This window comes from Marinobacter sp. G11, assembly GCF_021282325.1.
GTDB classification, from domain to species: Bacteria; Pseudomonadota; Gammaproteobacteria; order Pseudomonadales; family Oleiphilaceae; genus Marinobacter; species Marinobacter vinifirmus.
In genome coordinates, this window is record NZ_JAJSPB010000008.1 from 11,458 (window position 1) to 30,976 (window position 19,519).

General features: G+C 61.2%; 12 protein-coding genes. 6 read left to right on the forward strand and 6 right to left on the reverse strand.

All coding sequences use genetic code 11. The features are described from left to right. Position 1 precedes the first annotated feature (1 nt). On the forward strand, positions 2-1,723 hold the full coding sequence (locus LWH94_RS07065) for a SulP family inorganic anion transporter (RefSeq protein WP_232901680.1): 1,722 nt from the start codon (positions 2-4) through the stop codon (positions 1,721-1,723). A gap of 87 nt (positions 1,724-1,810) precedes the next feature. Further along, positions 1,811-2,470: an energy-coupling factor ABC transporter permease gene (locus LWH94_RS07070; protein WP_022990581.1), complete on the forward strand. Its 660-nt coding sequence runs from the start codon at positions 1,811-1,813 to the stop codon at positions 2,468-2,470. Here the strand turns inward: LWH94_RS07070 and LWH94_RS07075 are convergent. From LWH94_RS07075 to gdhA, 5 genes are all read right to left on the reverse strand, one after another. Next, positions 2,391-4,568 (reverse strand): sensor domain-containing protein, encoded by a 2,178-nt coding sequence (locus LWH94_RS07075; RefSeq protein ID WP_232901681.1) that lies wholly within the window; start codon positions 4,566-4,568, stop codon positions 2,391-2,393. The two genes, LWH94_RS07070 and LWH94_RS07075, sit on opposite strands and share 80 nt — an antisense overlap. 250 nt (positions 4,569-4,818) lie before the next feature. After that, complete coding sequence (locus LWH94_RS07080) at positions 4,819-5,352, reverse strand: response regulator transcription factor (protein ID WP_232901682.1); 534 nt, start codon at positions 5,350-5,352, stop codon at positions 4,819-4,821. Beyond that, the gene (locus LWH94_RS07085; RefSeq protein ID WP_232901683.1) at positions 5,345-6,619 is read right to left on the reverse strand and encodes a sensor histidine kinase; all 1,275 of its coding nucleotides are present in this window, start codon (positions 6,617-6,619) and stop codon (positions 5,345-5,347) included. Before LWH94_RS07085 ends, LWH94_RS07080 begins: the two co-directional genes overlap by 8 nt. A 63-nt stretch (positions 6,620-6,682) precedes the next feature. Then, entirely contained in the window at positions 6,683-9,256 is a 2,574-nt protein-coding gene (locus LWH94_RS07090) for a PEP/pyruvate-binding domain-containing protein (protein ID WP_232901684.1), read from the reverse strand. Positions 9,257-9,263: 7 nt separating this feature from the next. After that, positions 9,264-10,613, reverse strand: a complete 1,350-nt coding sequence (gdhA, locus tag LWH94_RS07095; protein ID WP_022990586.1) for an NADP-specific glutamate dehydrogenase — start codon at positions 10,611-10,613, stop codon at positions 9,264-9,266. Positions 10,614-10,862: 249 nt separating this feature from the next. On the opposite strand from gdhA, the gene LWH94_RS07100 reads away from it, so the two are divergent. The 4 genes from LWH94_RS07100 (at position 10,863) to LWH94_RS07115 (ending at position 19,004) form a co-directional block, all read left to right on the forward strand. Next, a complete protein-coding gene (locus LWH94_RS07100; RefSeq protein ID WP_232901685.1) occupies positions 10,863-12,863 on the forward strand; it encodes a TonB-dependent receptor domain-containing protein in 2,001 nt (666 codons plus the stop codon). 154 nt (positions 12,864-13,017) lie between these two features. Beyond that, the gene (locus LWH94_RS07105) at positions 13,018-14,649 is read left to right on the forward strand and encodes a BCCT family transporter (protein WP_232901686.1); all 1,632 of its coding nucleotides are present in this window, start codon (positions 13,018-13,020) and stop codon (positions 14,647-14,649) included. Between the two features lie 63 nt (positions 14,650-14,712). After that, positions 14,713-15,768, forward strand: coding sequence for an efflux RND transporter periplasmic adaptor subunit (locus LWH94_RS07110; RefSeq protein ID WP_232901687.1), 1,056 nt, complete (start codon positions 14,713-14,715; stop codon positions 15,766-15,768). Between the two features lie 5 nt (positions 15,769-15,773). Then, the gene (locus tag LWH94_RS07115) at positions 15,774-19,004 is read left to right on the forward strand and encodes an efflux RND transporter permease subunit (protein WP_232901688.1); all 3,231 of its coding nucleotides are present in this window, start codon (positions 15,774-15,776) and stop codon (positions 19,002-19,004) included. A 5-nt stretch (positions 19,005-19,009) separates the two neighbouring features. Here the strand turns inward: LWH94_RS07115 and LWH94_RS07120 are convergent, their stop codons facing one another. After that, positions 19,010-19,456: a potassium channel family protein gene (locus tag LWH94_RS07120; protein ID WP_094624444.1), complete on the reverse strand. Its 447-nt coding sequence runs from the start codon at positions 19,454-19,456 to the stop codon at positions 19,010-19,012. Positions 19,457-19,519 lie beyond the last annotated feature (63 nt).

Here is a 19,519-nt window from a genome sequence, read left to right on the forward strand (position 1 = left end):
TATGAACTTCAAACGCTACCTGCCCATTCTGCAGTGGGCACCACACTACAGCCGCAACCAGGTCACCAGTGACCTGATCGCGGCTGTGATTGTCACGGTGATGCTGATCCCGCAGTCGCTGGCCTATGCGTTGCTGGCGGGACTGCCGGCCCATGTCGGGCTGTATGCCAGTATCCTGCCGCTGGCGATCTACGCGGTGTTCGGCACCAGCCGAACCCTGTCGGTGGGGCCGGTGGCTGTGGCTTCATTGATGACAGCGGCTGCCCTGGCGCCACTGGCGGAGGCCGGCACGCCCGAATACGTTGCCGGTGCCGTGTTGCTGGCGGTGATGTCGGGCCTGATGCTGACTGTCATGGGGGTGATGCGGCTTGGTTTTCTGGCCAACTTCCTCAGCCATCCGGTGATTTCCGGGTTTATCACCGCCTCCGGCATCGTCATTGCTGCCAGCCAGCTGAAGCACCTGTTCGGTATCCAGTCTTCCGGCCACAACCTGATTGATATCGTCGGTTCGCTGTTAAGCGGCCTGGCTGATACCAATCTGCCCACTCTGCTGGTGGGTGGCGGTGCCCTGCTGTTCCTGGTGTGGTCCCGTCGCTACCTGAAGCCGCTTCTGAGCAAGCTGGGCCTGGCGCCCCGTGCCGCGGATATTTTCACCAAGACGGCACCGATTCTGGCAGTGGTGGTGACAACCCTGGTGGCCTGGGCCCTGCGGCTGGATGAACAGGGTGTCCGGCTGGTGGGTGCCGTGCCATCGGGTTTGCCCTCCTTTACCATGCCAAGCCTGGAGCCCTCGGTATGGTCCCAGCTGGCCGTCAGTGCCTTGCTGATCAGTGTGGTGGGCTTTGTGGAATCGGTGTCTGTGGGCCAGACGCTGGCCGCCAAGCGGCGCCAGCGTATTGATCCGGACCAGGAGCTGATTGGCCTGGGCACCGCCAACCTGGGTTCCGGTTTCTCCGGAGGTATGCCGGTAACCGGTGGCTTCTCCCGCTCCGTGGTCAACTTTGATGCCGGCGCGGAAACGCCGGCGGCGGGAGCCTATACGGCGGTGGGCATTGCCCTGGCCACCCTGTTCCTGACGCCTGCCATTGCCTGGCTGCCCCAGGCCACGCTGGCAGCGACGATTATCGTGGCGGTGGCTACGCTGATTGACCTGCCGGCCCTGGCTCGCACCTTCCGGTATTCCCGTACCGACTTTGGCGCCATGCTGGCCACCATTGTGCTGACCCTGGTTCACAGTGTGGAGGCAGGCATTATTGCGGGGGTGGCGCTGTCCATCGGGTTGTTCCTGTATCGAACCAGCCGGCCCCACAGTGCCGTGGTGGGCCTGGTGCCGGGTACCGAGCATTTCCGCAATGTGTTGCGCCATGACGTGGAACTGTGCCCGAAGGTAACCTTCCTGCGGGTAGACGAGAGTCTGTACTTTGCCAATGCCCGTTTCCTTGAGGAAACAGTGATGGACCTGGTCAGCCGGGAGCCGGAGCTGACAGACCTGGTGCTGGTGTGCCCCGCGGTTAACCTGATTGATGCCTCGGCACTGGAAAGCCTAGAAGCCATCAATGAGCGCCTGCACGATGCCGGCGCAAGGCTGCACCTGTCTGAGGTGAAAGGCCCGGTGATGGACCGGCTCAAGGGCACGGAGTTTCTTGAGCACCTGGGCGGTGGCGTGTACCTGAGCACCTATGAGGCCTGGCAGGCACTCACCAACCGGCCGGCGATCGCATGATCTGAGCGCAGTGATCCCATTGACCGGTGCGGGGGTATGTTGAACACTGCCCCCGTGTTTCTTGGCGCTAGTAACCGGTGACCACTGATGGGAATGACTGACAACCTGCTCTCCACTGGCCAGTGGCTGTTCACGGCACTGCTGTTTGTGCTGGTTCTGATTGCCGCCCTCCGGTCCGTGGACTGGCGGGCCTTCCGCAACGATGACGCGGCCCAGCACACGCTGTTTGGCGCTGCGGTGGTGTTGGGGTTTGTCTGGCAGTTAAGGGCGGGGATATCGCCCGGGCTGGCCATTCATATTTTCGGTATCACTGTGATTACCCTGATGGTGGGCTGGGCCCTGGCAGTGCTCGCCGGCCTGCTGGCGCTGGTGATTACGGTGATTACCGGGCGCGAACCGCTGATGATGTTTGCCGCCAACGGGCTGGTCACTGTGATGGTGCCGGCCCTGGTGAGCCACGGCATCATGCTGTGGGAGCGTCGGCGTAACTTCCGAAATTTCTTCGCTTATATCTTCTTTTGCGGGTTCTTTGGTGCCGGGCTGTCAGTGGCGGCGGCCGGGGTGGTGATGTGTTTGCTGCTCTGGACCAGCGGAGCCTATAGTTTCGACATGCTGGTGCACGAATACCTGCGCTACCTGCCGCTGTTCATGATTCCCGAAGGCTTTATCAACGGAGCCTTTGTGACCGGCCTGATGGTGTTCCATCCCGACCGGTTGAGCACCCTGGACCAGCGCCGGTATCGCTAGCGGGGGGCTCCGACTGGGCCTTGCAGGAGGCATTCTCCCGCCACATGGCCAGCCAGGGCAGCACCTCGGAAGCCGGCATGGGCCGGGCCACGGCATAGCCTTGCACCAGGTTGCAGCCCATGGCCATGAGCGCTTCGGCCTGGGCCATGGTTTCCACGCCTTCGGCCAGGGTCGGTTTCTCGAAGCGCTGGGCCATGAAAATCACACTTTCCACAATCGCCCGGTCGCTGTCGTCCTGCAGCATGTCGCGGATGAAACTCTGGTCGATCTTAATCATGTTGATCGGCAGGGTGCGCAGGTAAGTCAGGGATGAGAACCCGGTTCCGAAATCATCCAGCGCAACCTGGAGGCCCAGGGTCTGGCACTTTGCCAGTACGTTCTCGGCGCGCTGAATGTCTTCCAGGGCGGTGGATTCAAGCACTTCCAGTGTGATCTGTTCCGGATTTACCTCCGGGTGGCACTGCAGGTAGCTTTCCAGGTAGTGCACAAAGCTCCGGTCCATCAGGTGCGGTGCGCCGATGTTAATGCTCACCGCAAGCTGCTCGCCGGCCTCGTTCCACAGGTTCATCTGGTGGATGGCTTCTTTCAGCACCCAGCTGCCCAGCGGTACTTCCAGATGGCTGTTCTCTACCGCAGGCAGGAAATCCCCGGGCGTGGTCAGGCCCCTGGCCGGGTGGTTCCAGCGAATCAGGGCTTCAAAGCCCACGACCTGGCAGTCTGCCAGCCGCACCTTGGGCTGGAAATACAGTTCGAATTCGTTGTGCTCCAGCGCATTGCCGATTTCCACCAGCTGGTTGCGGCGCTGGCGCCGGAAGGCGTCTTCACCGGGGTCGAAAATGTGGAACTGGTTACGGCCTTTTTCCTTGGCTGCGTACATGGCCTGGTCGGCGTGGCGGATCAGGCCTTCGGCGTCGGTGTTATCGTCCGGATAAATGGCGGCGCCCAGGCTGGCGGTGACCGTAATAAAGGTATCCGCCACCGGGATCGGCTGACTCACTTCCGCCAGCAGTCGCTGATAGACGATTTCCGGGTTGTCGCTCTGAACCAGGATGACAAACTCGTCGCCGCCGATCCGCGCGATGGTGTCGCCCCGGCGCAGACTGTGGGCCAGGCGGTCGGCCACGGTTTTCAGGGCCTTGTCGCCGGCGTCGTGGCCGAATTCGTCGTTGATGGCTTTGAAACCGTCAATGTCCAGGTAACACACCGAGAGCGAACGTTTCTGGCGGTCGGCGTGCTGGCGGGCCGTGCGAAGACGTTCCACCAGCAACTGCCGGTTGGGTAGGCCGGTGAGTTCATCGTAGTTAGCAGCCCGGTCCAGGTCCCGGGCATGGTTTTTCAGTGCGGTGATGTCGGAAAACGACGCCACGTGGAAATATTGCCCCGGCTCCTCCAGGTGAACCCGGCTGACCGACAACAACTCCACATATTCCTCACCATTCTTGCGCCGGTTCCACAGCTCGCCACGCCAGAAATCGTTTTGCTCGATCGAGCGCCACATGGACTGGTAGTAGGCCTTGGAGTGCCGGCCGGAGCTGAGAATGTTCGGGTTCAGGCCCAGCACTTCTTCCCGGCTGTAGCCGGTGATGCGGGCGAAGGCCGGGTTCACATCCATGATGCGGTTGTGCTTGTCGGTGATCAGGATGGCCTCGTGGCTGCGGTCGAATACGCTGGCGGCAATGCGCAGGCCCCGCTCACTGTGCTTGCGGTCGGAAATATTGGTCTGGATGATGACAAAACCCGGGTCTACGCCCTCTGCTTTGCCGATCGGCATGCTGCAGGTGTGTACCCAATACGGGGTGCCGCTGGCAGTGTAGTGCAGGATGTCTTCTTCGAAGGGTTCGCCGTTGGCGAAGTGCGCCCGGATGCGGGCGACGGTTTCCTTGTTGGTGCCGGTTCCGGGTAACAGGTCAAACGGCTTTTTGCCCCGGATATCGGTCAGGGGGTAACCGGTATGGGCCTCAAACGCGCCGTTTACCCATTCGATGCGGGCCTCGCCATCCAGGATCAGCACCATGTTGCTGGTGGTGGTGGCCACCAGTGCCAGCCGGGCCGGGGAAATATCAGCAGTTGGTGCGACGTGTTCTGGACCTTTGGGCATCTCGGGTAAATCCGGTAATTGGCGGCTGGCTCTCCTCCCTGTGAGTGCGCCGGAAAGTATAGCAATCGCAATCAGTTTAACCGTCCGTAGAGGCCGAGATGGCCGCAGTGACAGTCAGCGGATTATCCATTTATTGCAAAAGTCAGGCGCCGCGCAATCCTAGCGTATACGCGAATTGCGGGCATTACACATTAGTCTGACGGAATTGATGTCCGTCAAAATCGTGTGGATTGAATAGCTTGCGTTGGGGTTATTGGCGCCACCGGGAGTGTTTCTGCAGCTTCCGTTGCAGGGTGCGGCGATGCATGTTCAGGGCCCGGGCCGTCGCCGAGATGTTGCCCTCGTGCTCATTCAGCACCCGCTGGATGTGTTCCCATTCCATTTCTTCCACCGAGGGTGGCTCCGGGCGCAATTCAGGCGGGGCTTCCAGTGGTTCAAAACCACTGATCAGCTGTTGAACGGTCACCGGTTTGCACAGGTAGTTGGCAGCACCCCGGCGCATGGCCTCCACGGCAGTGGCAATGCTGCCGTAGCCGGTGAGCACCAGTACGTCCAGGTCCGGGTTGGTGTCGAGAAGTTCCGGCAGCAACTGCAGTCCGCTCTCGCCGGCCAGGTTCAGGTCGAGCACGCAGCGGCGGATGTTGTGGGCATCCAGCGCATCCAGGGCGCTGTCGTGGTTGCTGGCGCTGATGGCCTCGATACCCTGCCGGGCCAGGGAGCGGCTCAGCACCTGCAGGAAGGCCTGGTCGTCATCAACAATCAGCCACTGTTCCTGTTCAGACATATTCCGGCTCTCCTGCAGTGGATGTCACGGCCTGTGGCAAATCGATCACCATGTTGGTTCCGGTGTTGCCGGTTCGGGCTTTCAGGTTGCCGCCCAGCCGCTGGATGGTGGCATTAGACAAAAACAGGCCAACTCCCAGACCGTTCCTGGAATCGACTATATCTTCGCCGGGTGCCCCGGCCAGGGCGGCCTCCAACCCTTCACCGTGGTCTTCGACCACAATCTCTATGCGGCCGTTATCGGTTTGCCGACTGCTGACTGCTACCCACTGGGGGCTGGCGGTCAGGGCATTGGCCAACAGGTTCAGGATGGCCTGGTCGAGGGTGGCGTCGACCGCAATGCGGGTGTCGGGATGATCCTTTGCCCACTGGATAGGACCGGACGGCCACAGCAGGGTGGCGGATTCCCGCAACCGGGCCAGCCACTCACGTACAGGCAGGGTTTCCAGTTGGGCGGTCCTGGCTTCTACGGCGGTTTTGGTGAGCTGCTGCAGGTGGCTGCTGCACAGCATCACCTGCTGGCCCATCATGTCCAGGTCTTCTTCCAGCTCCGGGCTGCCCTGGCCGCTGTGGGAACGGATTTCGTCCAGTAGCAAGGTCATGGTGTTCAGTGGCGTGCCGAGCCGGTGTGCAACCGCCGCCGCCGAGAGGCCAAGGGCGATTACCTGCTCATCCCGCAACCGGTTTTCCCGGAACCGGGACAGCTGGCTTTGCTGGTGTCGCAGGCGACGGGCCAGGGTGCCCACCACCAGCAGCAGAATGCCGGCGGTCAGGGCGAAGGTCACCCACATGCCGACAAGGTGTAGCTGGGCCAGGTCGCCACCGTGGTGATCGTGCACCACCGGGGTGTGCCAGATGACCAGGGCGGTGTACACGGCAATGCCGGTGAGCGTTAGCGCAATACTCTGGCGGGTTGGTACCAGGATAATGGCCACGGCAATGGGCAGCAGCAACACCGACACCAGCGGATTGGTATAGCCACCGGTGTAGAACAGCCAAAGACCGATCAGGATCAGGTCCGTGGCCAGGGTCAGGCTGACCGGAACCGAGGATTCGGGCGGTTTGCGGTTGAACCAGAGCCAGCCAAGGGTGGCCAGCACGCCGTACAGCAGGCAAACCAGCAGGGCCTCGGCCCGGTGCGCCAGGGTGATGACGGATTCGGCAACGGCAATAGCCACCAGTTGCGTGGTGATGATGGCCAGCCGCATGCCCAGCAGGTAGCGGGCAGCCTGGCGAAAACCGGTCTGAGAGTGAGTGAGCCATTCCATGAGGGCATTCTAGCAGCAAGCGGCTGCGGCGCACCTGAACAACGTGCGACCTTTTGTCAGGGGTCAATCGGTGAAATAACACACCAGTTGCTGGCTGACCACATCGCCGGTCAGTTGCAGCTGGCCCCGGGTGATGTGATGGACTTCCACGGCTTCTGCAGCTTGCCCAGCCATTCCTGAAAGCTGGCAGGGTGGCAGGCGATCAGGGTGGTACTGGCAGTGGGCGGTATCCGGGAACAGGGCCGCATAGGCAATACCGGTTTCCACCAGGTCCTGGAAGAAATGTGAACCGTAGGACAGGTCCGGCACCATGTCGCCGGCATTTTCGGACACTTCCACCAGCGCGGCCACGCCGGCAATGTCGGAAAACCGCACCGGAACACCCAGTTCCGGGCTGCTGGTGCCCCAGCGACCGGGGCCGACCAGCATCGTGGGTTCGGCCGAAGCCCGCACGGTTTCACCGACCAGCCGTGCTACCTCATAGCGCTCACTGGTATTCAGGCCGGCATAGACGGCGGCGTTTACCCGGATCACCCTTGTGATGGCCAGGTTGATGTTGCCGCCCATGAAATGGCCCCGGGTCCGGAACAGCAGCCGGGGCTCGGGCAGCGGGTCTGGAATCTGCACCGGGCCGGTTTCGCCAATGGTGGCCAGGGGGCGGCATTGCACCAGGTTGAAAGACGGCTCTCCCTCGGCATTCAGATGCAGGGTAAATTCCACATCCACCGGATGCCGGTAACCGGCTTCCAGGGTGGCCAGCAGGCTCGATAGCCGGTTGATAAACCGGCTGCCCTGCACCAGTGGCCGGAAGGTCAGGCGCCAGACCGGGCCATCAAGGCCGATCTGCTCGGCCCTGGCGGTGGCGTCCCGGTCGATTTCGGCAAGGTGGTTCATGGGCAGGTTTGGCGCAGATGGAAGCATCTGGCTCAGGGGCCGGGTTTCGAGGCCCCCGGTTTCCAGGTCCAGCAGGTCCACCAGGTGCTGGGAGAACCGGAAGCTTTCGTCCTGGTTACGGAACGGTTGCCGGGTGGGATGGTCCAGTGCCATCACGCAGGCGTGGTCGCCTTCAATACGGTCCACCGCCCGGGTGCCCAGGCCCATCACCAACCGCACCATGCCGGCTTCCGGGTCCATGTTGCTGTCCCAGGCAAAGGTGTTGCGGGACACCCCCACGCCGGCAGCATCCGGCAGGTAATAGCGGTTGTGGAACCGGCCGTTTACCCGCTGGATCAGCAGTGCCATGGGTTCTTCTCGCTGGTCGAGCCCTCGCTGTTTGCGGTATACCAGCGCATCTTTGCTCATGGACGATGCATACACCTGCCGGATGGCATCTTCCAGCGCGGCCAGTCGCTGTTCGGGCGAGCCCTGGTTGACCAGGAACACGCTGTCGTACTTGCCCGCAAAGGCATTGCCGAAACCGTCTTCCTGCAGGCTGGATGAGCGCACCAGGATCGGGTACTGGCCGTAGTGGTCCAGCAGGCGCTCCAGGTCTGCCCGGATTTCATCGGGAAAGCGGCCTTCCAGAATACCGTTTTGCAGGGCCGGGGCTTCTGCCAGGTAACCGGTGGCGGAGCGCTGGCGCATGATTGCCGGCCACAGGCCGTTATGCACCAGGAAGGCATAGTAGGCATCGGTGCCCAGATAGCTGGAGTCGTGGGGTTCCAGCATCTCCTGCCATTGTTGCGGATCGTCTTTCAGCAGGATGTTCCGGGCAATCAGCATGCCCGTAGCCTTACCGCCGATATAGCCGCTGCCCACCAGCCGGCCGCGGATGGCCAGCAGGTCTTCCAGCGACAGATAACGGCGGGCCAGTTCCAGTATCTGCGGGTCCCGGCTGACCAGAACCTGCAGCACCTGCTCCTGAAGGTTTGCAATGGCGGCGTCGTCGTTTTCGGACAGGGCCCGGCTGGCGTCCTGGAACAATCGGTCCCAGTAATCCAGAAGGGGCTGCCGGTGCAGGCTTTCCTGTTCCAGGCTGGCCTGTAACCGGGTGGCATCGCTGCTGTCGGTAATCGGGCAGAACTGGCCGTTATGCTCCCGGTGGGGCAGGAACATGGTGGGTGATTGCCGGCGCCAGGCCTTGATTGGCTGTACCTGCACATTGTCGCCATGGCGGCGAACGTCCAGCATTACCTGGGTGGTCTGGCGGATTCTGTCCAGGGTCATCCGGGAGTGGCGCTCCGGGTGCAGCGCAAACCAGGCCACGGTATCCAGCTCGAACAGGAACGGACATACCACCCGGAAGAAATTACCCACCATGGCGTCGGTGGCCCAGGCATTGAGCAACTCGCTCAGGCTGTCACAGACATAGAACGCGCCGCGACCGTGTTGCTCGATCAGGTGCCAGACCCGGCTGGTGAAGCTTTCAAAACCGCCAAGGGCGTCGATTTCGATCGTGCGAACGGCAGGGTGATTTTCAATGATCGGCGGATGGTCGCCAAACCGGAGGTAGAGAATCTGCCGGCCGGCATCGGCGGCGGCATCAACGAAGGGAAGGACGAAACGGCGATAGTCATCAAGGTGGGAGACCCGCCAGACAACGTTATCGCCGATTCTGAGGTAATCCAGAACCTCGTCCAGTCCGGCCAGACCGGTAGATACCCGGTCTTCGGACTGGCGAGGTTCTTCGCCGTTCATGGCAGGATCAGATAACGCCCATGGCGTTCATGGCCTTGGCAACCCGCAGGAAGCCATTGATGTTGGCGCCCAGCACGTAGTTGCCTTCGGCGCCGAACTCGGCCGCAGTCTCGTAGCAGTTCTTGTGGATATCAATCATGATTTCCTCAAGGCGCTTCTGGGTGTAATCGAAGGTCCAGGAGTCACGGCTGGCGTTCTGCTGCATTTCCAGCGCAGAGGTAGCAACACCACCGGCGTTGGCTGCCTTGCCCGGGCCGTAGGCGATCTTGGCATCCTGGAAGATGATGATGCCTTCCGGGGTGGTCGGCATGTTGGCGCCTTCTGCCACTGCGATACAGCCGTTTTCGACCAGGGTCTTGGCATCGCTGCCGTTGAGCTCGTTCTGGGTGGCGCAAGGCAGGGCCACGTCACACGGAACGCTCCAGATGTTGCCGTCTTCCACGTACTTGGCGTCTTTGTGGAACTCGGTGTAGGCACTGATGCGACGACGCTCAACTTCCTTGATACGCTTGAGGGTCTGCAGGTTGATGCCGTTCTCGTCCACGATCATGCCCTGGGAGTCGGAGCAGGCAATGACCTTGGCGCCCAGCTCGTGGCACTTGTCGATGGCGTAGATGGCCACGTTACCGGAGCCGGAAACCACGACAGTCTTGCCTTCCAGGGAGTCACCACGGGCTTTCAGCATTTCGTGGGTGAAGAACACGGTGCCGTAACCGGTGGCTTCGGTACGGGCGCGGCTGCCGCCCCAGTCCAGGCCCTTGCCGGTGAACACGCCGGACTCGTAACGGTTGGTGATGCGCTTGTACTGGCCGAACAGGTAGCCAATCTCGCGGCCGCCCACGCCGATGTCACCGGCAGGAACGTCGGTGTACTCGCCCAGGTGACGGTACAGCTCGGTCATCAGGCTCTGGCAGAAACGCATGATTTCGTCGTCGGACTTGCCCTTCGGATCGAAGTCGCTGCCACCTTTACCGCCGCCAATGGGCAGGCCGGTCAGGGCGTTCTTGAAGATCTGCTCGAAGCCCAGGAACTTGATGATGCCCAGGTAAACGGAAGGGTGGAAACGCATGCCGCCTTTATAGGGCCCCAGGGCGCTGTTGAATTCAACACGGAAGGCGCGGTTGATGTGGATCTCGCCGCTGTCGTCCTGCCAGGGTACACGGAAGATGATCTGGCGCTCTGGTTCGCAGATGCGCTGGATGATCTTCTTGTCGGCGAACTCGGGGTACTTCACCAACACAGGCCCCAGAGTTTCCAGCACTTCATGAACCGCCTGGTGGAACTCTTTCTCACCGGGGTTGCGGTGCAGAACGTCCTGGTAAATCGGTTCCAGCTTTTCGTCGAGTTTTGCTGTCATGGGATAAGCCCTCGGAATTCGCGTATTGAAAGCCGCAAGAATTTGCGACCACCCAAAAAAAGGGACGAGATTTCACCACATCTGACGGTAGTTTTGCAAGTGCAGGGCGAAACAATGTGCTTCTGCACCTATCGGAGATACCCCCAAAGAGGTGCGGCATTGTGTCTCAAGCCAGGCTTAAGGAAGGGTCTTACAATTCCGGATCATTAGTCATGCAACCAACTAAAACGATCCAAGGACTGCCAACCGATGTTGAGACAAACCCGCCTGGCTCGCTGTATCAGCCTTGTGATGGCCGGCTATACCGTCGCTCCCCTTGCCAATGCCCAGTCCGAAGCTGAAAACCCGGTGGTCATCCGGGTAACCGAAGGCCAGTCCGCCGAAGCGGCCAGGCTTTCTGCGGCGGCTATCCAGACCGAGCCGGTACAACGGTTGTCGTCTGATGCGTCTGTGTCCCTGTCCCGTATGGGTGGCCGTGGCCTGGACCCGGTAATCCGTGGCCAGAACGAAGAGCGGGTTGAGGTATTGCTGGACGGCATGCGGGTGGAGGGCGCCTGCCCGAGCCGCATGGATCCGCCTACCAGTCGGCTTAGCACGGCGCTGGCGCCGGTGCTGGAAGTGCGCACCAGCAACCGCACCCTGCGCTGGGGGCCGATTGCCGGCGGCCAGGTGGTGGCCACCACTGCAGCTCCGGAATTTGCGGATGACAACCGCACAACCGGCCACCTGACCCTGGGCGGCGCCAACAATGGTGAAGGCAAGCTGGTGAATGGCAGCGTAGCGGCCGGTAGCAAGGATGCCTTCATTCGATTGGCCGGCGGCTACGACGAAGCGGACGACTACGAAGACGGCGACGGTAACGAAGTCCGCAGCTCCTATGAAAACACCGAAGGCCGGGTGGATGGCGCCTGGACAGCTGATAACGGCTTCTACATCAAAGGCATGGTCAGCCGCCAGGAAGAGCGGGATGTCAGCTTCCCGGGCCGTGGTATGGATGCGCCGAAAACCGACACCGACCTGTACCGGATGGAGCTGGGTGCGCCCGTTGCCAACGGCGGCTGGAACCTGATGGCCTGGCAGGCGGACGTTGACCATGTGATGGACAACTTCAGTCTGCGCGAGCAAACGGCTCCCATGAAAATGTTGACCGCCTCGGAGACCAGTACGCAAGGCGTGCGGCTGGTGCTGGATCAGACCATCAACTACACCAAAGACATTGCTATCGGTGTGGATGTGGAAAGTAACGACTGGGATGCCGCGCTGAACAACGTGGATAAAGACGTTGTGGCCTCTTACATGTGGCCTGGCGTTGAGCGGGATCGTGTGGGTGTGTTTGTTGAAGCCTTCCACCAGATCCGCATGAACACCCGGTTGGGTGCCGGTATTCGTTACGACCGGGTAGAGATGCAGGCCACCGAGGCTGACCAGACCTACATGCTTAAAAAGCCAGATGGAACCATGGTGTCGATGAGTGCGGCCAAGGCTTACGAGCAGGTATATGGCACCACCAGCACCGATGCCAATGATGACAACGTCAGTGGCTTTGTCAGTGGTGAGTGGCGTTACGCGCCGAACCGTAGCCTGGATGTCGTGGCCAGCCACAGTGTGCGCAGCCCTGGAGTGACCGAACGCTACGTCAACAAAATGCTGGGTTGGGTGGGTAACCCGGACCTGGATACCGAAAAGCACAACAAGCTGGAAATCAGCCTGTCGGGCCGTGAAGGCAACTGGAACTGGCGTCCGGCGGTCTGGGTAGACCAGGTGGACGACTATGTTCTGCGTTCCCAGGACCGCTACTACAACATTGATGCCCGCTTGCTGGGTGTCGAAGGCCAGCTGGGCTGGAGCAACGGAACCTGGAGCACGAACAGCAAGCTGGCGTCTGTAAGGGGTGAAAACCGGGATGCCGACAAGGCGCTGCCGCGGATTCCGCCCATTCAGTTTATCCAGACCCTTGGCTGGCATCATCAGGGCCATACCCTGGAAGCCGAATGGCAGCTGGCGCGCCGGCAGGATCGGGTAGACCTGGAGTCTGGCCTTGATCCCAGCACCTCACCGGGTTACGGCGTCTTCAACCTGTCCGGTACCCATCCGCTTATGGCCAACCTGAGCTTGACCTGGGCGGTGGATAACGTGTTCGACAAGACCTGGGCATCCCACGTGAGCAAAGCGGATGCCCTAGGCGAGGAGTTTTTCAAGGTCAACGAACCCGGCCGTACCGTGCGCGCAGCACTCACGGCCCGGTGGTAAAGACGATTATGGCGGTTACCCGCTTCTCATAGCCGGCGGGTGACATTTATACCCCGGGCGGATGTTGAGTCTGTCCGGGGTTTTTTTGTGCCTTTCTGCAGGGGGACTAGAATGGGACGCTATCAATTCAGCAAGATCAGGTAAAAGGGTGGTTATGAGTCATCGTCCCGGTTGGGTTTTCTACAGTTCATTTGTTCTGCTGGCGGTCTTTGTGGTGGCCGGCGGGCTGATGCCGGACCAGTTGTCCTTCTATGCCCACAAGGCCCTGGAGTTCACCACCCTGCACTTTGGCTGGTTGTACCTGTTTGCCACCTCGGGTTTCCTGGTGTTCTGCATAGCGATTGCTGGCAGTGACTACGGCCGGATACGACTGGGGGCCGACGGCGAGGCGCCGGAGTTCTCCTACCTGACCTGGCTGGGCATGATCTTTTCCGCCGGTATGGGGGTGGGGCTGGTGTTCTGGGCGGTGGCCGAGCCCATGAGCCACTTTGTTTCGCCGCCGTTTGGTTCCGCTGAACCGGAAAGCCCGCAGGCGGCCAGTATGGCCATGCGCTATTCGCTGTTTCACTGGGGCTTTCATCAATGGGCCAACTTTGCCCTGGTGGGGCTGGCGATTGCCTATGTGCGTTTCCGGCTGCAGCGCCCCGGCCTGATCAGTGAAGCTTTCCGCTCCACCATGGGCGACCGGGTGGATTCCGGTGCCGGCCATGCCATCAATATCCTGGCAGTCGTCTCCACGGTGTTCGGGGTTGCCACCACACTCGGGCTGGGGGTTATCCAGATCAACAGTGGCCTGGGGGCGGTGGCCGGCACGGCATTCGGGGTCAGCCAGCAGCTGTTCATCCTGGCGGGAGTGGCCGCGGTATTTCTGCTGTGTTCGCTGGCGCCGCTGGAAAGCGGTATCCGTTACGTGAGTGATGCCAATATGGTGCTGGCGGCGGGTTTGCTGGTATTCGTGTTTTTCTTCGGGCCCACCGATTTCATTACGGCGGCCATGACCAATGCCATCGGGGATTATTTTTCCAACATGGTGGGCATGAGCCTGGTGATGACGCCTTACACCGGCGATGACTGGGTAGAGCGCTGGACCATTTTCTACTGGGCCTGGGGGCTGTCGTGGGCGCCGTTTGTGGGCAGCTTTATTGCCCGGATTTCCCGCGGCCGCACCATCCGCGAGTTCGTGTTCGGGGTGATCGGTATGCCGGTGCTGCTGAGTATTGTCTGGTTCTCCACCTTTGGCGGTTCGGCGCTGTATTTCGAACTGTTCGAGGGCGCGGCGCTGGGCGAGGCGGTGACCACGGAAATGAGTTCGGCCTTGTTTGCCACCCTGGAATACCTGCCGGGTACTGCCATTCTGGGCGGGCTGATGCTGGTGCTGATCGTTTTGTTTGTTATCACTTCAGCTAACTCGGCTACCTTTGTATTGGGGATGTTCACCAGCAAGGGGGTGCTCAACCCGAAACGCTGGTCCCGCTTGACCTGGGGCATAGTGCAGGTGTCTGTGGCCGGTGTACTGTTGCTCAGTGGCGGGCTGGAGGCGTTGCAGACCATATCCATACTGGCGGCCTTTCCGTTCATGATGCTGATGATCTTCATGGCAACGGCACTGTTGAAGTCCCTTCGCAACGAGCAGCGCCAGATCGAGCTGCACGAGGCCATGACCCGGGAACGCCTGCTGCGATTGCTGGCGGAAAGTGACGACCTGGGTGACAAAGGCTGGAAACCGGCCGAAGAGGGCGGCTCAGAGGCTCCGCCGGAACAGCCGGAAAATAACCCCCGGGCCTGATTTCATCGGGTGAAAAGGGTGCTAGAATTTGGTTATTAGCAAATACCAAAAAGGAATAAGTTGATGGCTAAGCGCGCGTTGATCGGATGGATGCTGGCACCCTGGTTACTCTTTTCCATTGCAGCTCCGGCACAGGATCTCCAGGCCACGCCGGTAACCCGGGCGCCGTTCAATGAAACCGTACACCTTGACGGGCTGATTGAGGCAGTTCAGCAGAGCACGGTGTCGGCCCAGACCAGCGGTACGGTGGTCGAGCTGCCGTTTGATGTGGACGATTCGGTCGCAGCCGGAGACCTGATCGTGCGCCTTGAAGACAGCGAGCAGCAGTCGCGCCTTCGGCAGGCGGAAGCCGGCCTTGGAGAAGCCCGCTCCGGTTTGCAGGATGCCCGGCAGCAGTACACCCGCATAGAAGCCATCCATGAGCGGGGCCTGGTGTCGCGGCAAGAGTTTGACCAGGCCAGGAACAACCTCAGTGCGGCCAGGGCCCGGGTGGAGCGGGCGGAAGCCTCTGTGGCAGAAGCGCAGAAACAACTGGACTACACCCGCATTATTGCCCCTTATGGCGGAATCCTGACCGAGCGCCATGTGGAATTGGGCGAGTCGGTAAACCCGGGCCAGCCGCTGCTCAGCGGCCTGTCGCTGGAGCAACTGCGGGTGGTGGTTGACCTGCCCCAGAAGTACGCAGACCTGGCCCGCAGCGAACGCCAGGCTACCGTTACCCTGGCCGACGGCCGGGTGCTGGAAACCGGGGAGCTGACGTTCTATCCCTACGCCAATCCGGAAACCCACACCTTTCGCCTGCGGCTGCGCCTGAATGAACCCAATGGCAGCCTGTTCCCGGGCATGCTGGTGAAGGTCAGTGTGCCGGTAGCCAGCCGGGAGGCCCTGTGGGTGCCGGCCAGCGCGCTGATTCAGCGCAGCGAACTGCGGGCCGTGTTTGTGCTGGACAGCCAGGATCAGCCCCGTCTGCGCCAGGTCCGCCTGGGTCTTCGCGAGAACGACCGGCTGGAGGTGCTGGCCGGGCTTTCGGAAGGCGAACGGGTGGTGACCAATCCGGATGAGCTGGTGGGCAGCGAACGCTTGAGCCTGTCTGAAAACGCTCGGGCTGAAGGGGAGTAATGGCTGTGAGTGATAACCTGCCGCCGGTCGGCCCGTCCGGAGCCATTGCCCGGGTATTCCAGAACAACCACCTGACGCCGCTGCTGGCGATCCTTGCGATTATTCTTGGTGTCCTGTCTGTCGTGGTGACACCCAAGGAAGAAGAACCTCAGATTGATGTCACCATGGCGGACATCATGGTGGCCATGCCCGGTGCCAGCACCCGGGAGGTTGAAAGCGCCATTGCCACACCTGCCGAGCAGGTAATGAGCGAAATCAAGGGCGTGAAGCACGTGTATTCCGTGTCCCGTCAGGGCCAGGCGGTGATCACCGTGCAGTTCGAGGTGGGCATCGCCCGCCAGGACGCCCTGGTTCGGCTGTACAACCAGGTGTATTCGAACCAGGACTGGTTGCCGCAGAATCTCGGCGCCTCCCAGCCGGTCATAAAACCCCGGGGCATTGATGATGTACCGGTGATGACCTTGACACTGTATGACCCCACCGGCACCCACAGCGGGGAAGAACTTACCCGCCTGGCCCATATGCTGGAAGTGGCCCTGAAGCGGGTACCCGGTACCCGGGATATCTACACAGTGGGCGGCGTGCCCGACCGGGTGGATATCGTATTTGATCCGGCTCTGCTGGCCGGTTTCGGCCTGACCACGGCGGATATCGAAAGTGCCCTGCAGTCTGCCAACGCCTCCAGCCAGGAAGCCCGGGTAACCCGGGATAATCTCTCGATACCGGTGCAGGCCGGTACCCTGTTGCAGTCCCTCGAAGACGTAAAGCGCCTGGTGGTGGGGATGCACCAGGGCGCGGCTGTGTACCTGGATGATGTGGCGGAGGTTCGTCGCGGCAGTACCGTACCCGACCAGAGCGTGCTGGCGGGCTTCGGACCGGCCCATGGGGATGAACGGGCAGGGAAGGCCGGCGATGTTTACCCTGCGGTCACCCTCGCGATTGCCAAGAAACCGGGTGAAAACGCCATCGATATCACTACCGCGATCGAACAGCGCCTGGACCAGCTGCGCAACCGGGCACTGCCGGCCGACGTGGAGGTGCTGGTTACCCGTGACTACGGAGTGACCGCGTCTGACAAGGCGCAGAAGCTGATTTCCGACCTGGTCTCCGCCACCCTGGCGGTGATGCTGCTGGTGCTCGCCTTTATGGGCTGGCGCCAGGCGCTGATCGTCGGTATTTCGGTGCTGATCACCCTGCTGCTGACTCTGGTGTTTTCCTGGGCCTGGGGCTTTACCCTCAACCGTGTCTCGCTGTTCGCGCTGATCTTTTCCATCGGCATCCTGGTGGACGACGGCATTGTCATTACCGAGAACATTAACCGCCGCATCCAGAACAGCCGTCGGGCCATAAAAGACATTATCCCGGTGGCCGTGGATGAAGTGGGTACACCCACCATCATGGCCAGCCTGACCATCATGGCGGCCCTGCTGCCCATGGCGTTTGTCTCCGGGCTGATGGGCCCCTACATGAGCCCGATTCCGATCAACGCATCGGCCGGCATGGTGGTGTCCCAGGTTGTGGCGTTTGTGGTGGCGCCCTGGCTGGCCTTCCGGCTGCTCAAGCACAAGAAAGGCGAGGCCCTGGAAGAGGATGGCGATTCCGGCAGCTCTGCCGATGGCGTCAGCCCGGTGTCCCTGAAAATTTTCAATACCGTGCTGGGGCCGTTTCTGGGTGAACACGCCTGGCGCCGGCGTTTGCTGGCGCTTGGGGTGGTCCTGCTGACGCTGGGCGCCACCTCTTTGCCGGTGTTCCAGGCGGTGATCCTGAAAATGCTGCCTTTCGACAACAAGTCGGAATTGCAGGTGGTGGTGGATATGCCCGAGCGCACACCCATGGAGCAAACCCAGCGGGTGCTGACGGAAATGGGCCATTACCTGGAAACCGTGGACGAAGTGGATAACTGGCAGGCTTATGCCGGTACCGCGTCACCAATCAATTTCAACGGCCTGGTGCGCCAATATTATCTGCGCAGCGAGCCCTACCAGGGTGATATCCAGGTCAACCTGGCCAGTGCGGAGGCGCGCAGCCGCCCCTCCCATGACATCACCCAGGCCCTTCGTGGCCCGCTTACCGAGATTGCTGACCGGTATGGCGCCAAGGTGAAAATGGTGGAAGTGCCACCGGGGCCGCCGGTGATGTCGCCGCTGGTCGCGGAAGTCTACGCCGCTGATGGCTTCCGCCGGGCGGAGCTGGCCAACCTGATTGCCGGGGATATGGCAAACATTGAGGGGCTGGTGGATATCGACACCACCCTGGAAGCACCCACCCGGCAATGGGAAGTGGTGGTAGACCGGGCCCGGGCGGCCCGGCTGGGCGTGTCCCAGGCCCAGGTGGTGGCTACCCTGCAGACGACCCTGGGCGGCGTGAATGTCAGTTACCTGCACGATGAACAGGCCAAGTACCCGGTGCCAATCAGGGTGATTTTGCCTGAGGCCGACAAGGCCCAGCCGTCTGCCCTGTTGTCCATCAAGGTGCGCAGCCGCAGTGGCGAGCTGGTGCCGCTGGCCAGTGTCGCCGAGGTGCGGGAAGCGGACTGGATGGGCGCTATCTATCACAAGGACTTGCTGCCGGTGACCTACGTGACGGCGGATATGGCCGGCGAGATTGATTCACCGCTATACGGCATGTTCCGGATGGTCAGCCTGTTGAACGAGCAGGAGCAGGCACCGGAGCAGTTCTTTATCCAGCAACCGCCGTTGCCGGAAAAAGGCACCCTGAAATGGGATGGCGAGTGGCAGATCACCTACGAAACCTTCCGGGATATGGGCGCGGCCTACAGTGTGGGAGTGTTCATGATCTTCGTGCTGCTGGTGGCCCAGTTCCGCTCCTACATACTGCCGCTGGTGATCATGGCGCCGATTCCGCTGACCATGATCGGCATCATGCCCGGCCACGCCCTTCTGGGTAAGGAGTTCACCGCTACCAGTATGATCGGCATGATCGCCCTTGCGGGGATTATCGTACGTAATTCCATCCTGCTGGTGGTGTTTATCAAGCAGCTGCTGGACGAAGGCATGGAGCTGGAGAAAGCGGTGGTTCTGGCCGGTGCCGTGCGGATCAAGCCCATTGCGCTGACGGCGGTGTCTGCCGTAGTAGGGGCTTACTTCATCCTCAGTGACCCGATCTTCAACGGCCTGGCGATTTCGCTGGTGTTCGGGCTGGCCATGTCCACGTTGTTCACGGTGATTGTGGTGCCGCTGCTGTACTACACCCTGGCCCGCTGCAAGTGGGTTTGAAGCCGCTAGCGGGCGGGCCAGTAACGCTGCATTTCCAGGAACAGGAATGAGGCGCTCCAGGTCAGCAGGAGAAACCCGGTAAGCCCCTCAATGCCGGTCAGGTAGCGCAGCTGGCCCATAGGCACAACATCGCCGTAGCCCAGTGTGGTGAACGTGGTGAAGGAAAAGTAGACGCAATCGAGCAGGCTGCCCGAGAAGTTACCGGTCAGCAGGCCCCAGCCGTCGGCGTGGTGCATGAACCAGAATGTGGTGGCGAACACCCATACCTGCAGTGCGTGGGAAATCAGGCACCCCAATACCGCCACAATCAGGCGGAAATGGTGGCTCTTTCTCATTTTGCCGAGCATGGTGCTCAGGCGCAGCAAGGTTTCATTATGGATAAACACCACAATGCACACCAGGGCGCAGTTGAGCAGGACAACGTTCAGCAATGTGTCGTAGGTGCTCGGCATTGAGCGGGCTTCCTGGTCAAGAAGGGGGCCTGTGTGAATTTGTCGCAGGGTGCGGTCCATCGG

Coding starts and splice junctions, on each gene's coding strand:
- LWH94_RS07080 (WP_232901682.1), bottom strand. CDS start 5,352: ATGTCTGAACAGGAACAGTGGCTGATTGTTGATGACGACCAGGCCTTC.
- LWH94_RS07110 (WP_232901687.1), top strand. CDS start 14,713: ATGGCTAAGCGCGCGTTGATCGGATGGATGCTGGCACCCTGGTTACTC.
- LWH94_RS07075 (WP_232901681.1), bottom strand. CDS start 4,568: ATGCCCAAAGGTCCAGAACACGTCGCACCAACTGCTGATATTTCCCCG.
- LWH94_RS07065 (WP_232901680.1), top strand. CDS start 2: ATGAACTTCAAACGCTACCTGCCCATTCTGCAGTGGGCACCACACTAC.
- LWH94_RS07085 (WP_232901683.1), bottom strand. CDS start 6,619: ATGGAATGGCTCACTCACTCTCAGACCGGTTTTCGCCAGGCTGCCCGC.
- LWH94_RS07105 (WP_232901686.1), top strand. CDS start 13,018: ATGAGTCATCGTCCCGGTTGGGTTTTCTACAGTTCATTTGTTCTGCTG.
- gdhA (WP_022990586.1), bottom strand. CDS start 10,613: ATGACAGCAAAACTCGACGAAAAGCTGGAACCGATTTACCAGGACGTT.
- LWH94_RS07090 (WP_232901684.1), bottom strand. CDS start 9,256: ATGAACGGCGAAGAACCTCGCCAGTCCGAAGACCGGGTATCTACCGGT.
- LWH94_RS07120 (WP_094624444.1), bottom strand. CDS start 19,456: ATGCCGAGCACCTACGACACATTGCTGAACGTTGTCCTGCTCAACTGC.
- LWH94_RS07070 (WP_022990581.1), top strand. CDS start 1,811: ATGGGAATGACTGACAACCTGCTCTCCACTGGCCAGTGGCTGTTCACG.
- LWH94_RS07100 (WP_232901685.1), top strand. CDS start 10,863: ATGTTGAGACAAACCCGCCTGGCTCGCTGTATCAGCCTTGTGATGGCC.